Here is a 12,919-nt window from a genome sequence, read left to right as displayed (position 1 = left end):
TGCGTATCCGATTATCCAGTCAAAAGCGGCGACAGCCAGTACAGCATCGCCAGCCATACGATAAACCCGCTAAACAGCAGCGCGCCCACGCCCTTACTGATCTGCTTACGTTTCCAGCAGGTAAGGGCAAAAATGGCGCTGACCAGTAGCATCACGCCATAATCACGCGTAAAAGCCATCGGGTTAAACGCGCCCGGCGCAATCAGCGCGGGCAAGCCAAGCACGATAGCAATATTAAAAATGTTGGAGCCAATGATATTGCCTATCGCAATATCGTCTTCCCCCTTGCGTGCTCCCGCAATGGCTGTTGCCAGTTCCGGAAGCCCGGTGCCGATAGCAATAACCGTCAGGCCAATGGTGAGTTCGCTGATCGCAAAATAGTTCGCCACCACAGTGGCGTTATCCACCACCATGCGTGTTGCCATCGGCATAATAATCAGCGCGACGCCCAGCCACAGGCAGGCTACAGAGAGCGTGCCATCGCGTGGCAATTCAGCCAGTTGCTCGCGTGTCAGGCTGTCATTGCCCTGACGCTCGGCGTGGCGGGCAATTTTAACAATGAACACCAGCCATAGCACGGCTAATAACAGTAAAATAATGCCATCTATGCGCGTTAGCTGCCCATCGTAAAGCACAGCGCCAGCCAGCAGGCTGGCTAACAAGGTTAGCGGTAATTCTCGACGCAGAATATCGGAATGCACGGTAAACGGGTGCAGCAGCGCCGCGACGCCGAGAATCAATAAGATATTGGTGATGTTGGAGCCGATGGCGGTACCGATAGCCAGATCAAGCTGACCATGCAAGGAGGCTGCAACCGAAGTGATAATTTCTGGCAATGACGTGCCGATACTGACCACGGTCATCCCGATGATTAAGGGCGGTACGCCTAATGCCCGGCAAAGTATCGAAGCTGCGAACACCAGACGATCGGCGCTGTAGACCACCAGGAGTAAACCAATTATCAATAGCGCCGTGGCTAAAAGCATCTAACGTCCTTTCTTAAGGTATAATTCTGCCGGTTTGCAGGCCGCCATGTCGTGCGAAACCGGACGTTACGCATAGCGTAATGATTCCTAATTTTGACTTTATGCGGCTCAAAAGTAAAACAAATGCCAGCTTTCGCTAACCTCCGCGGGTAATATTCTGTAAAAATATTGGGTTTTAGATGTTAGCAAGCGTCATGCTTATATCCGATAAGGTCGAAAGGAAAAGAAAATGAGCCAGACTGTGGCGAATCTGGTCGATGTCCGTGGCGTGAGTTTTTCCCGCGGTAATCGATCCATCTTCGACAATATTTCACTGACGGTACCGCGCGGTAAGATCACCGCGATCATGGGGCCGTCGGGGATCGGCAAAACAACGCTGCTGCGCCTGATTGGCGGCCAGATCCCGCCAGACAAAGGCGAGATATTGTTTGATGGCGAGAACGTGCCGGCAATGAGCCGTTCGCGTCTTTTTACCGTACGTAAACGAATGAGCATGTTGTTCCAGTCGGGTGCGCTGTTCACCGATATGGACGTTTTTGACAACGTTGCTTATCCCTTGCGTGAGCACACGCATTTGCCCGCGCCGCTACTGCACAGCACGGTGATGATGAAGCTGGAAGCCGTCGGTTTGCGCGGCGCCGCACGACTGATGCCTTCGGAGCTCTCCGGTGGCATGGCGCGACGTGCTGCGCTGGCGCGTGCTATCGCGCTGGAGCCGGATCTGATCATGTTTGATGAGCCGTTTGTTGGCCAGGATCCGATCACCATGGGCGTGCTGGTAAAATTAATTTCTGAACTCAATAGCGCGCTGGGCGTCACATGCATCGTGGTTTCTCATGATGTGCCGGAAGTGCTGAGCATTGCTGATTACGCCTACATCGTGGCTGACCGTAAGATCATCGCCCACGGTAGCGCGCAGGGGCTACAGGAAAATAGCGATCCTCGCGTGCGTCAGTTCCTTGATGGCATTGCCGATGGCCCGGTGCCGTTCCGCTATCCGGCTGGTGATTACCAGCTCGATTTATTAGATTCAGGGAGTTAAGACGCTCATGCTGTTAAATGCACTGGCGGCGCTAGGACATCGCGGCATCAAAACGATCGCCACATTTGGGCGTGCCGGTTTGATGTTGTTCAACGCGGTGGTTGGCAAGCCAGAATTCCGTAAGCATGCGCCGTTGCTGGTTCGCCAGCTCTATAACGTCGGCGTGTTATCCATGCTCATCATTATTGTCTCCGGCGTGTTTATTGGTATGGTGCTCGGCCTGCAGGGTTATCTGGTGCTGACGACTTACAGCGCAGAAACGAGCCTTGGCATGCTGGTGGCGCTGTCGCTGCTGCGTGAACTGGGGCCGGTGGTTGCTGCGCTGCTGTTTGCCGGTCGCGCGGGTTCTGCGTTGACGGCCGAGATTGGCCTGATGCGCGCTACTGAGCAGATCTCCAGCCTGGAGATGATGGCGGTTGATCCGTTACGTCGCGTGATTTCTCCCCGTTTTTGGGCTGGTGTTATCTCGCTGCCGCTGCTGACGATTATTTTTGTCGCGGTCGGGATTTGGGGCGGTTCGCTGGTCGGAGTTAACTGGAAAGGTATTGATAGCGGCTTTTTCTGGACGGCAATGCAAAACGCCGTTGAACTGCGCCTGGACCTGGTTAACTGTCTGATAAAAAGCGTAGTCTTTGCTATTACCGTGACCTGGATTGCGTTGTTTAACGGTTACGATGCGATCCCGACTTCTGCCGGGATCAGCCGTGCGACAACGCGCACTGTTGTGCACTCCTCGCTGGCCGTACTTGGTCTTGATTTTGTGCTCACCGCATTGATGTTTGGGAATTGAGTTCATGCAAACGAAAAAAAGTGAAATCTGGGTAGGTGTTTTTCTGGTGCTGGCGCTGCTGGCTGCACTCTTCATCTGCCTGAAGGCGGCTGATGTCACGTCAATGCGTACTGAACCGACCTACCGCGTTTACGCGACATTCGACAATATCGGTGGACTGAAAGCGCGTTCGCCGGTCCGCATTGGCGGGGTAGTGATTGGTCGCGTTGCTGATATCTCCCTCGATCCTAAAACCTACCTGCCGCGCGTGGCACTGGATATCGAAGATCGCTACAACCAGATCCCGGATACCAGTTCGCTGGCTATACGCACGTCGGGTTTGCTGGGGGAACAGTACCTGGCGCTGAATGTCGGGTTTGACGATCCAGAAATGGGAACCTCGATGCTTAAAGATGGCAGCACGATTCAGGACACCAAGTCAGCGATAGTGCTTGAGGATCTCATCGGACAATTCCTTTACAACAGTAAAGGCGGTGATAATAAGAATTCAGGCGATGCGGCAGCGCATGGTGAAGGGAATACTCAAGCCGCACCGTCTGCTGGTCAGACGAATTAAGAGGAGAATCGAGTTATGTTTAAACGCTTATTAATGGTTGCCCTGTTGGTCGTGGCGCCGCTGAGTGCGGCAGTCGCTGCCGATCAAAGCAACCCGTATGTTGCAATGAAAGAAGCGGCGCAGAAAACGTTCGATCGCCTCAAAAATGAGCAACCGCAGATCCGCGCTAACCCGGACTACCTGCGTAATGTCGTCGATCAGGAACTGCTGCCGTATGTACAGGTGAAGTATGCTGGTGCGCTGGTGCTGGGTCGTTACTATAAAGAAGCTACGCCAGCGCAGCGCGACGCGTATTTCGCCGCTTTCCGTGAGTATCTGAAACAGGCTTACGGCCAGGCGCTGGCGATGTATCACGGTCAGACTTATCAGATTGCGCCGGAACAGCCGCTGGGCGATGCCACGATTGTGCCGATCCGCGTAACCATTATTGATCCGAACGGCCGTCCGCCTGTGCGCCTGGATTTCCAGTGGCGTAAAAACACGCAGACCGGAAACTGGCAGGCCTACGACATGATTGCCGAAGGGGTCAGCATGATCACCACCAAACAGAATGAGTGGAGCGATCTGCTGCGTACGAAAGGTATCGATGGTCTGACTGCGGAATTGCAGTCGATTTCCCGCCAGAAAATTACCCTGGACGAGAAGAAGCAATGACACCGCAGCTCAACTGGTCGCGCGACGGTGAAAGCCTGATGTTGCAGGGGGAGCTGGACCAGGACGTTCTCAACCCACTGTATAATGCGCGCGTCGAGACAATGAAAGGCGTAACGTGCATCGATTTACAGGGCGTGACTCGTGTTGATACGGCTGGTGTCGCTTTATTGATTCATCTTATCGCTGAGGGAAAAAAGCAGGGTGCCGCTATTTCGCTGGCTGGCATGAGTGATAGTGTCGCGACGCTTGCGGCACTGTATAACCTGCCCGAAGATGTACTCCCTCGCTAATTTTTTCAAAGCGTTACTATCTAAAGCCCCATCCTTTATATTGATGGGGCTTTTTGCTTGTTTAAGACCGCGTCACTTTCCTCTAAGATGTGTGACTGTTTTCACTATCAGATGATATTTACACCCATGGAAAATCATGAAATTCAGACAGTGCTTATGAACGCACTTTCTCTCCAGGAAGCCCACGTCACTGGCGATGGCAGTCACTTTCAGGTTGTCGCTGTGGGTGAGATTTTTGACGGCATGAGTCGGGTAAAGAAACAACAAACCATCTATGGCCCGCTGATGGAATACATCGCGGATAACCGTATTCATGCCCTGTCGATCAAAGCGTATACGCCGCAAGAGTGGGCTCGCGATCGCAAATTAAACGGCTTTTGAGCGTAGGTGGGTCTCGTCCCGCTGCGCGTGTGAATTCTTAACAGAGATCAGATGAATGGATAAGTTTCGTGTACAGGGGCCAACGCGTCTCCAGGGCGAAGTGACAATTTCAGGTGCGAAAAATGCCGCACTACCGATCCTCTTTGCCGCTTTGCTGGCAGAAGAGCCGGTCGAAATCCGCAACGTTCCGAAACTGAAAGATATCGACACCACCATGAAGCTGCTGAGCCAGCTGGGTACGAAGGTGGAGCGTAACGGATCCGTATGGATCGACGCCAGCAAAGTGAACGTGTTCTGTGCACCGTACGATCTGGTGAAAACCATGCGTGCCTCTATTTGGGCGCTGGGGCCGCTGGTTGCCCGTTTCGGTCAGGGGCAGGTCTCACTGCCGGGTGGTTGTGCAATTGGCGCGCGTCCGGTTGATTTGCATATTACCGGCCTTGAGCAGTTGGGTGCTGAGATCAAACTGGAAGAGGGTTATGTAAAAGCCTCTGTCAATGGCCGCCTGAAAGGCGCACATATTGTGATGGATAAAGTGAGCGTCGGCGCGACGGTTACGATTATGTCCGCAGCCACTCTGGCGGAAGGTACGACCATCATCGAGAATGCTGCCCGCGAGCCGGAAATTGTCGACACGGCAAACTTCCTCAACACGCTTGGCGCGAAAATCTCCGGTATGGGTACTGACCGCATCACTATCGAAGGCGTACAACGCCTTGGCGGCGGTGTTTATCGCGTGTTGCCCGATCGTATTGAAACGGGGACTTTCCTCGTTGCGGCGGCGATCTCCGGCGGCAAAATTGTCTGTCGTCATGCTCAGCCGGATACGCTGGATGCGGTGCTGGCGAAACTGCGTGATGCAGGGGCTGAAATTGAGGTTGGTGAAGACTGGATTAGCCTCGACATGCACGGCAAACGCCCGAAAGCAGTGAATGTGCGTACTGCGCCGCATCCGGGTTTCCCGACCGACATGCAGGCGCAATTTACGCTGCTGAATCTGGTCGCTGAAGGAACCGGCGTCATCACTGAAACCATTTTTGAAAACCGTTTCATGCACATTCCGGAGCTGATCCGTATGGGCGCGCATGCGGAAATCGAAAGCAATACGGCGATTTGCCACGGCGTAGAAGTACTTTCCGGCGCTCAGGTTATGGCGACCGATCTGCGTGCTTCTGCAAGCCTGGTGCTCGCGGGTTGTATTGCTGAAGGGACAACCATCGTCGATCGTATCTATCATATCGATCGCGGCTATGAACGCATTGAAGATAAGCTCAGCGCTCTCGGTGCAAACATCGAGCGCGTCAAAGGCGAGTAAGCGATAGTTAGCGACAAAAAAGGGAGCCTCTGCTCCCTTTTTTACTGGCCGGTTTTACTTACTTATCGCTGCGCTTTTTGCGCATGAGCTTTGTTTTATCAATAAACGCATGAGTGACGGGATCGTAATAGCGCGATGGCCATATTACCCACGGTTCTGTTCCCAGCGCCCTGGCGATAATCAACTCTCCTTTCGGCCAGGAACGGGTCAATGCATTCGCAAGGGTGGATGAGCTTAACCCGTTTTTTCGCGATTCTGCTGCCAGTGATGTCCCTTTTTTACGCAGCCCTGCAATAATATCGGCTTGATGCCAGTCGATAAATTTCGTTTCCATAACATCTCCCTGATAGAAGTTGATACCAATCCTTTTGTGGTTCTTACTATACTCATACAGGAATTTTTGTTCTAAAAAGTTCATATATATTTTGTGTTTTAGGATTTTGACAATGCAATAGTGTCAGGTGATTTGAAAGGTTTTGATTTATTTATGGAAACTTACAAGAACTTTCCCGCGACAGTGCGCGGGAATCTGGAAGGATTAACGATCGCGTTGCACCGCGATATGAGCCAGGCCGATCAGCGCCTCTCTCCATGGAGTATCAGGCAGAACCTGTAGAGCAGAAATGGCTTTATCCGCTTCCTCTTCGGCGCGACGACGGGTCCACTCCAGTGAGCCGCAAGCTGCCATTGCTTTCAGTACAGGTTCCAGAAGATGCCGACCATTACCTTGCTCAATGGCTTCGCGAATCATCTGTGCCTGTTCCGGAGTACCGTGGTGCATAGCATGCAACAGCGGCAACGTCGGTTTCCCCTCGTTCAGGTCATCACCGGTGTTTTTACCCAATGTCTCGCCATCAGCGCTGTAATCCAGCAAGTCGTCGATCAACTGGAACGCGGTTCCCAGATAACGGCCGTAATCCTGTAACCCTTTTTCCTGTGCTTCGTTGCAGCCGGCCAGCAGACCGGAACACTGCGCGGCCGCTTCAAACAGACGTGCGGTTTTGCTATAGATGACGCGCATGTAGTTTTCTTCGGTGATGTTCGGGTCATTGACGTTCATCAATTGCAGCACTTCACCTTCGGCAATGACATTCACGGCTTCGGACATCAGTTCCAGCACCCTCAGCGAACCGAGACTGGTCATCATCTGAAAAGCGCGAGTATAGATAAAATCCCCGACTAACACGCTGGCGGCATTACCAAATGCGGCATTAGCTGTCGCTTTGCCGCGACGCATGTCTGATTCATCCACAACATCGTCATGCAGAAGTGTCGCAGTGTGAATAAATTCGATCAGCGCTGCGATCGTGATGTGTGAATTGCCTTCATATCCAACGGCGCGCGCCGCCAGTACTGCTATCATTGGGCGGATGCGTTTGCCACCGCCGCTCACGATGTAATAACCCAACTGGTTAATTAGCTGAACATCCGAGTTGAGTTGCTGCAGGATTGTCGCATTCACACCCGCCATATCTTGCGCGGTTAACTCATTGATTTTTTCTAAATTCATCGCAAAAGCCGGGCTTTCAGTCCTGTTTACCACATATCAAAATGGGATAACAAAGGGTTACGGGTTAGAATAGTATTGTTGATTGTACTGTAAAAACGCGCCAGATAAACGATACCTTACACGTTGTGTTTTTTTTCTTCGTTGAGTGACGATCTCTCTTGTCAAAGGCTCACGATTTGCGTAATATTCGCGCCCTATTGTGAATATTTATAGCGCACTCTGATCGATCAGAATATGTGCGCGGAAGCGGAGTTTTATATGTACGCGGTTTTCCAAAGTGGTGGTAAACAACACCGAGTAAGCGAAGGTCAGACCGTTCGCCTGGAAAAGCTGGACATCGCAACTGGCGAATCTGTTGAGTTCGCTGAAGTTCTGATGATCGCAAACGGTGAAGAAGTCAAAATCGGCGTTCCTTTCGTTGATGGCGGCGTAATCAAAGCTGAAGTTGTTGCTCACGGTCGTGGCGAGAAAGTTAAAATCGTTAAGTTTCGTCGTCGTAAACACTACCGTAAGCAGCAGGGCCATCGTCAGTGGTTCACTGATGTGAAAATTACTGGCATCAGCGCCTAAGACCTGAGGAGTAGATTTAAATGGCACATAAAAAGGCTGGCGGCTCAACTCGTAACGGTCGCGATTCAGAAGCTAAACGTCTGGGCGTAAAACGCTTTGGCGGTGAAGCAGTTCTGGCAGGTAGCATTATCGTTCGTCAGCGTGGCACCAAGTTCCATGCTGGCCCTAACGTAGGTTGCGGCCGTGACCACACTCTGTTCGCTTTGACTGACGGTAAAGTTAAGTTCGAAGTTAAAGGCCCGAAAAACCGTAAATTCATCAGCATCGTTGCTGAATAAGTTTTTCGCGTCCCGGTAACGGAAGAAAGCCCCGCACACGTTGCGGGGCTTTTTACATTAGAAGTCCGGCAAAATTTCTGGCAGGGAATACGGGCATGAAACAGCAGGCAGGCATAGGTATCGTCCTGGCGCTCATCACCGCGATATGCTGGGGTGCGCTACCTATTGCGATGAAGCAGGTGCTGGAAGTGATGGAGCCGCCTACGGTGGTGTTTTATCGCTTTTTAATGGCAGGGATCGGCCTTGGCCTGATTCTGGGCTACAAGAGGAAACTTCCTCCACTGCAAATGTTTCGTAAGCCGCGTTGGTTAATTTTGTTGGCTATTGCCACTGGTGGGTTGTTCGGGAACTTTATCCTGTTCAGCTCTTCCCTGCAGTATGTCAGCCCGACGGCCTCGCAGGTGATAGGTCAGCTTTCTCCCGTAGGTATGATGGTTGCCAGCGTCTTTATTCTGAAAGAGAAGATGCGTGGTACTCAGGTGATTGGTGCATTGATGCTAATCAGCGGTCTGGTGATGTTTTTCAATACCAGCCTGGTGGAGATTTTTACCCGACTGACGGATTACACCTGGGGTGTCATTTTCGGGGTCGGTGCGGCAATGGTGTGGGTGAGCTACGGCGTCGCGCAAAAAATATTATTGCGTCGACTGGCGTCTCAGCAAATCCTCTTTTTGCTGTACACTTTATGTACGATAGCGTTATTGCCGCTGGCAAAGCCCGGCGTACTGTTCCAGTTGAACGACTGGCAACTCGCTTGCCTGATTTTCTGTGGGCTGAATACGCTGGTTGGATACGGTGCGCTGGCGGAGGCAATGGCGCGCTGGCAGGCGGCGCAAGTGAGCGCATTGATTACGCTGACGCCGCTGTTTACGCTGTTATTTTCAGATTTGTTATCAATGGCCTGGCCCGATGTTTTCGCCAGACCGATGTTAAACCTGGTCGGTTATCTCGGTGCGTTTGTCGTGGTTGCGGGCGCCATGTTTTCCGCTATTGGCCATCGTCTGCTGGGACGTTGGCGCAGTCGTGAAGTGGTCGTCACTGTGCCCCGCTCAGGCGAATGAGTTACGGAGAGTAAAATGAAGTTTGTTGATGAAGCTACGATCCTTGTCGTGGCGGGTGATGGTGGTAACGGCTGTGTAAGCTTCCGTCGCGAGAAATATATTCCGAAAGGCGGCCCTGACGGCGGCGATGGCGGTGACGGTGGCGATGTCTGGCTCGAAGCGGATGAAAACCTGAACACGCTGATTGACTACCGTTTTGAAAAATCTTTCCGCGCAGAGCGTGGTCAGAACGGTCAGAGCCGTGATTGTACCGGGAAACGCGGTAAAGACATCACCGTGAAGGTGCCTGTTGGTACGCGTGTTATCGATCAGGGCACTGGCGAAACCATGGGTGACATGACCAAACATGGTCAGCGTCTGATGGTCGCAAAAGGTGGCTGGCACGGTCTGGGCAACACCCGTTTTAAATCATCTGTTAACCGTACTCCGCGTCAGAAAACGATGGGTACACCGGGTGATAAACGCGATCTGCAACTGGAACTGATGCTGCTGGCGGATGTGGGAATGCTGGGGATGCCGAATGCGGGTAAATCAACCTTTATTCGTGCCGTGTCTGCTGCTAAACCGAAAGTGGCGGATTATCCGTTTACTACGCTGGTACCGAGCCTGGGCGTTGTCCGTATGGATAACGAAAAGAGCTTCGTGGTTGCTGATATTCCGGGGCTGATTGAAGGGGCTGCTGATGGCGCAGGCCTTGGCATCCGCTTCCTGAAACATCTGGAACGCTGCCGTGTGCTGCTGCATCTGATCGACATCGATCCGATCGATGGTTCTGATCCGGCTGAAAACGCGCGCGTTATCGTCGGCGAACTGGAAAAATACAGCGAAAAGCTGGCTTCTAAACCGCGCTGGTTGGTGTTCAACAAGATTGACCTGATGGACAAAGCCGAAGCGGAAGAGAAAGCGAAAGCGATCGCTGAAGCTCTGGGCTGGAAAGATAAATTCTACCTGATTTCTGCTGCCAGCCAGCAGGGCGTCAAAGAGCTGTGCTGGGACGTGATGACGTTTATCATTGAAAACCCGATCTCGCAGGCACAGGAAGAGCAGCAGCCTGAGAAAGTTGAGTTTATGTGGGATGATTATCATCGCCAACAACTCGAAGATGCTGAAGCAGCTGCTGAAGATGATGAAGAGTGGGATGACGACTGGGACGAAGACGACGAAGAAGGCGTCGAGTTCATCTACAAGCGTTAATGCCTGAAACGCCCCGGTTTAGTGGGGCGCTGTAATCTGTGAAATGCCGGGACAGTGCGAACTATCCCGGCATTTTTTATTAGTTGTTCTGGTAGATATCTTTGTACAGACGGCTCTCAAAACGCACCAACGGAATACGGCGATTTCGTTGATCCGCAGGTTCTACCGCATAACCCGAAAGGTACTGTACAAAGGCCATCCGTTGGCCGCTGGCGGTGGTAATAAATCCGGCCAGATTATACACGCCCTGCAATGATCCGGTTTTCGCAGAAACCTTCCCGTCCACGCCAGCTTCATGCAGGCCCGCACGGTATTGCAGCGAACCATCATAGCCAGCCAACGGCAGCATTGAGATAAAATTGAGCTCAGTATCATGCTGCGCAATATATTGCAGGACCTGCATCATGGTTGACGGCGCCAGCAAATTATGGCGCGACAGACCTGAACCATCCGCAATAATCGTATTCCCCAAATCAACACCAGCCTGCTGGCGCAGAATCTGACGAACTGCATCTGAGCCCGCTCTCCAGGTGCCGGGCACGCCAAAACGAGCATGTCCGATCATGCGAAAGACGGTATCGGCGATCATATTGTCCGATTTCTTCAGCATGATCTTCAGCAGGTCATGTAATGGTGCTGATTGCTTACTGGCGATCACCGTGCCTGGCTGGTTTTCCAGCGTCTGTCGCAGCAGCGTGCCGGTGTAAGTGATGCCTGCGGTTTTGAGTTCGTCTTTAATAATGGCACCGGCATAGCTGGCACCGTCCTGGATGGCGAAAGCCAGGGGAAGCGGGTCTGCGCGCTGTGGCAGGCAGCCGGTGAGTGTGAAGCGGTTTAAATCGCCGGGCACGACGTCGAGTTCACAATATTGTATTTCTGATGAATCACGCGCGAGAGTGCGAACCTGGCTGAACATATTGACGGGGTAGTAAGAGGCGATGCGAATATAGGCCAGATCGCCTGGTTTTTGCGCACTATAAAGTGATACCGAGAAGCAGTTGCGATCGATAATCGCCGCAGCCGGGGGAGCGCTAAAGCACTGCGTCATATCATTCCAGGGCCAGCCCGGGGCTTTATCGTGGCTGGCGAAAATGGACGTATCGATCAGTACATTACCGTCGATTTTCTGCACGCCTGACTTTTTCAGCGCGTTAATCATGTTGCGAATATCCTGGCGTTTTAACGTCGGATCGCCGCCAAATCGTGCAATTAAGTCGCCTTTTAACACCCCATTCTCGACAGAACCTTTGCTTTCCAGCGTGGTTGTAAAGCGAAAGTCCGGCCCGAGTTGCAAAAGTGCCGCCAGTGCGGTGATCACCTTTTGCGTACTCGCGGGAAGCGCCATTTGCTTACCGTGGTAATCAATCTCGGGCGCCTGAGCGCCTACCTTTTGAACCATCAGTGCTAAATTCGCGCCGTCCGGAAGTTGATTAATATATTCGTCAACATTCGCGGCCTGAGCAGTCAGGGCTATACTAGTGGTCAATCCGATGATAAAGCTAGAAAATCGCATAATCTCGCGCTAACAACCTGGAAACAAGCCGTCATACTACGGCGCAACGCCCCGGAAAGTAAACGATGACCCATAGTGAACTTCCGGGTAAAATACGTATCAAATTGAAAAATTGTAGCTGACCTGGGGCTTTGTCCCCGGGTCAGTTTTCTTTTGCTCCTGCCTAGCGAGAAGCCCTGTATGCGGGGAGACAGAGCAGACGGGGCGGGTTAACGCTCCTTACAGGAATGTTTAAGAGGTATAACAAATGCAAGCTATTCCGATGACCTTACGTGGTGCCGAAAAACTGCGCGAAGAACTGGAGTTTCTGAAATCCGTTCGCCGCCCTGAAATCATCGCCGCTATTGCGGAAGCCCGCGAGCATGGCGATCTAAAAGAGAACGCTGAATACCATGCTGCGCGTGAACAGCAGGGTTTTTGCGAAGGCCGAATCAAAGACATTGAAGCGAAGCTCTCCAATGCGCAGGTTATCGATATCACGAAAATGCCGAAAAACGGCCGCGTCATTTTTGGCGCAACGGTTACCGTTTTGAATCTGGATAATGACGAAGAGCAGACTTACCGCATTGTGGGTGACGATGAGGCTGACTTTAAACAGAACCTCATCTCTGTAAATTCACCGATCGCGCGTGGTCTGGTAGGTAAAGAGCAGGATGATGTCGTAGTGATCCGTACGCCTGGCGGCGAAGTTGAATACGAAATCATCAAAGTGGAATACCTGTGATGACAATACAGGTCACGTTTGTTGATCTATTGTAAAGAAAAGAAAAAGGCCGCAT

16 protein-coding genes are annotated in these 12,919 nt (G+C 52.1%); 12 read left to right on the top strand and 4 right to left on the bottom strand.

Annotated elements, in window-relative coordinates; translation table 11 throughout:
- Nucleotides 1-11: 11 nt before the first annotated feature.
- Nucleotides 12-986 (bottom strand): calcium/sodium antiporter, encoded by a 975-nt coding sequence (locus C0557_RS23195; RefSeq protein WP_074778579.1) that lies wholly within the window; start codon nt 984-986, stop codon nt 12-14.
- Between the two features lie 229 nt (nt 987-1,215).
- Here C0557_RS23195 and mlaF point away from each other — a divergent pair, with 229 nt between their 5' ends.
- The 7 genes from mlaF to murA all read left to right on the top strand — a co-directional run bounded on the left by mlaF (nt 1,216) and on the right by murA (nt 6,014).
- Nucleotides 1,216-2,028: a phospholipid ABC transporter ATP-binding protein MlaF gene (gene mlaF / locus C0557_RS23190; protein WP_074778577.1), complete on the top strand. Its 813-nt coding sequence runs from the start codon at nt 1,216-1,218 to the stop codon at nt 2,026-2,028.
- 7 nt (nt 2,029-2,035) lie between these two features.
- Entirely contained in the window at nt 2,036-2,818 is a 783-nt protein-coding gene (gene mlaE, locus C0557_RS23185) for a lipid asymmetry maintenance ABC transporter permease subunit MlaE (protein ID WP_043956384.1), read from the top strand.
- Nucleotides 2,819-2,822: 4 nt separating this feature from the next.
- The gene (gene mlaD / locus C0557_RS23180; RefSeq protein WP_043956385.1) at nt 2,823-3,374 is read left to right on the top strand and encodes an outer membrane lipid asymmetry maintenance protein MlaD; all 552 of its coding nucleotides are present in this window, start codon (nt 2,823-2,825) and stop codon (nt 3,372-3,374) included.
- A gap of 15 nt (nt 3,375-3,389) precedes the next feature.
- On the top strand, nt 3,390-4,028 hold the full coding sequence (mlaC, locus tag C0557_RS23175) for a phospholipid-binding protein MlaC (protein ID WP_208661519.1): 639 nt from the start codon (nt 3,390-3,392) through the stop codon (nt 4,026-4,028).
- Nucleotides 4,025-4,318 carry a lipid asymmetry maintenance protein MlaB gene (gene mlaB, locus C0557_RS23170; protein WP_208661517.1) on the top strand — a complete coding sequence of 98 codons (294 nt, stop codon included), beginning with the start codon at nt 4,025-4,027 and terminating at the stop codon, nt 4,316-4,318. The genes mlaC and mlaB overlap by 4 nt, the downstream gene beginning before the upstream one ends.
- 126 nt (nt 4,319-4,444) lie before the next feature.
- Complete coding sequence (gene ibaG, locus C0557_RS23165) at nt 4,445-4,699, top strand: BolA family iron metabolism protein IbaG (protein ID WP_007369909.1); 255 nt, start codon at nt 4,445-4,447, stop codon at nt 4,697-4,699.
- A 55-nt stretch (nt 4,700-4,754) separates the two neighbouring features.
- Nucleotides 4,755-6,014 (top strand): UDP-N-acetylglucosamine 1-carboxyvinyltransferase, encoded by a 1,260-nt coding sequence (murA, locus tag C0557_RS23160; protein WP_208661515.1) that lies wholly within the window; start codon nt 4,755-4,757, stop codon nt 6,012-6,014.
- A gap of 58 nt (nt 6,015-6,072) precedes the next feature.
- Here the strand turns inward: murA and sfsB are convergent, their stop codons facing one another.
- Both sfsB and ispB read right to left on the bottom strand, forming a co-directional pair.
- Complete coding sequence (gene sfsB / locus C0557_RS23155; protein ID WP_074778571.1) at nt 6,073-6,348, bottom strand: DNA-binding transcriptional regulator SfsB; 276 nt, start codon at nt 6,346-6,348, stop codon at nt 6,073-6,075.
- 204 nt (nt 6,349-6,552) lie between these two features.
- Entirely contained in the window at nt 6,553-7,524 is a 972-nt protein-coding gene (gene ispB, locus C0557_RS23150) for an octaprenyl diphosphate synthase (protein WP_208661513.1), read from the bottom strand.
- A 258-nt stretch (nt 7,525-7,782) separates the two neighbouring features.
- Here ispB and rplU point away from each other — a divergent pair, with 258 nt between their 5' ends.
- From rplU to cgtA, 4 genes are all read left to right on the top strand, one after another.
- Nucleotides 7,783-8,094 carry a 50S ribosomal protein L21 gene (gene rplU / locus C0557_RS23145; RefSeq protein ID WP_003025032.1) on the top strand — a complete coding sequence of 104 codons (312 nt, stop codon included), beginning with the start codon at nt 7,783-7,785 and terminating at the stop codon, nt 8,092-8,094.
- A gap of 20 nt (nt 8,095-8,114) precedes the next feature.
- Nucleotides 8,115-8,372: a 50S ribosomal protein L27 gene (gene rpmA / locus C0557_RS23140; protein ID WP_035887967.1), complete on the top strand. Its 258-nt coding sequence runs from the start codon at nt 8,115-8,117 to the stop codon at nt 8,370-8,372.
- 95 nt (nt 8,373-8,467) lie between these two features.
- Nucleotides 8,468-9,433 (top strand): DMT family transporter, encoded by a 966-nt coding sequence (locus C0557_RS23135; RefSeq protein ID WP_208661511.1) that lies wholly within the window; start codon nt 8,468-8,470, stop codon nt 9,431-9,433.
- 15 nt (nt 9,434-9,448) lie between these two features.
- A complete protein-coding gene (gene cgtA / locus C0557_RS23130) occupies nt 9,449-10,627 on the top strand; it encodes an Obg family GTPase CgtA (RefSeq protein ID WP_208661509.1) in 1,179 nt (392 codons plus the stop codon).
- 79 nt (nt 10,628-10,706) lie between these two features.
- Here the strand turns inward: cgtA and dacB are convergent, their stop codons facing one another.
- Nucleotides 10,707-12,140 carry a serine-type D-Ala-D-Ala carboxypeptidase gene (gene dacB / locus C0557_RS23125; protein ID WP_208661506.1) on the bottom strand — a complete coding sequence of 478 codons (1,434 nt, stop codon included), beginning with the start codon at nt 12,138-12,140 and terminating at the stop codon, nt 10,707-10,709.
- A gap of 247 nt (nt 12,141-12,387) precedes the next feature.
- Here dacB and greA point away from each other — a divergent pair, with 247 nt between their 5' ends.
- A complete protein-coding gene (gene greA, locus C0557_RS23120; protein ID WP_035887959.1) occupies nt 12,388-12,864 on the top strand; it encodes a transcription elongation factor GreA in 477 nt (158 codons plus the stop codon).
- The last annotated feature ends 55 nt before the right edge of the window (nt 12,865-12,919 follow it).

It is taken from the genome of Kosakonia sp. MUSA4, assembly GCF_013085925.1.
Taxonomy (GTDB): Bacteria; Pseudomonadota; Gammaproteobacteria; order Enterobacterales; family Enterobacteriaceae; genus Kosakonia; species Kosakonia sacchari_B.
This window is presented reverse-complemented; position numbering and strand designations above follow the sequence as displayed.

Coding starts and splice junctions, on each gene's coding strand:
- ispB (WP_208661513.1), bottom strand. CDS start 7,524: ATGAATTTAGAAAAAATCAATGAGTTAACCGCGCAAGATATGGCGGGT.
- dacB (WP_208661506.1), bottom strand. CDS start 12,140: ATGCGATTTTCTAGCTTTATCATCGGATTGACCACTAGTATAGCCCTG.
- rpmA (WP_035887967.1), top strand. CDS start 8,115: ATGGCACATAAAAAGGCTGGCGGCTCAACTCGTAACGGTCGCGATTCA.
- murA (WP_208661515.1), top strand. CDS start 4,755: ATGGATAAGTTTCGTGTACAGGGGCCAACGCGTCTCCAGGGCGAAGTG.
- sfsB (WP_074778571.1), bottom strand. CDS start 6,348: ATGGAAACGAAATTTATCGACTGGCATCAAGCCGATATTATTGCAGGG.
- cgtA (WP_208661509.1), top strand. CDS start 9,449: ATGAAGTTTGTTGATGAAGCTACGATCCTTGTCGTGGCGGGTGATGGT.
- C0557_RS23195 (WP_074778579.1), bottom strand. CDS start 986: ATGCTTTTAGCCACGGCGCTATTGATAATTGGTTTACTCCTGGTGGTC.
- ibaG (WP_007369909.1), top strand. CDS start 4,445: ATGGAAAATCATGAAATTCAGACAGTGCTTATGAACGCACTTTCTCTC.
- rplU (WP_003025032.1), top strand. CDS start 7,783: ATGTACGCGGTTTTCCAAAGTGGTGGTAAACAACACCGAGTAAGCGAA.
- mlaF (WP_074778577.1), top strand. CDS start 1,216: ATGAGCCAGACTGTGGCGAATCTGGTCGATGTCCGTGGCGTGAGTTTT.
- mlaC (WP_208661519.1), top strand. CDS start 3,390: ATGTTTAAACGCTTATTAATGGTTGCCCTGTTGGTCGTGGCGCCGCTG.
- greA (WP_035887959.1), top strand. CDS start 12,388: ATGCAAGCTATTCCGATGACCTTACGTGGTGCCGAAAAACTGCGCGAA.
- mlaE (WP_043956384.1), top strand. CDS start 2,036: ATGCTGTTAAATGCACTGGCGGCGCTAGGACATCGCGGCATCAAAACG.
- mlaD (WP_043956385.1), top strand. CDS start 2,823: ATGCAAACGAAAAAAAGTGAAATCTGGGTAGGTGTTTTTCTGGTGCTG.
- C0557_RS23135 (WP_208661511.1), top strand. CDS start 8,468: ATGAAACAGCAGGCAGGCATAGGTATCGTCCTGGCGCTCATCACCGCG.
- mlaB (WP_208661517.1), top strand. CDS start 4,025: ATGACACCGCAGCTCAACTGGTCGCGCGACGGTGAAAGCCTGATGTTG.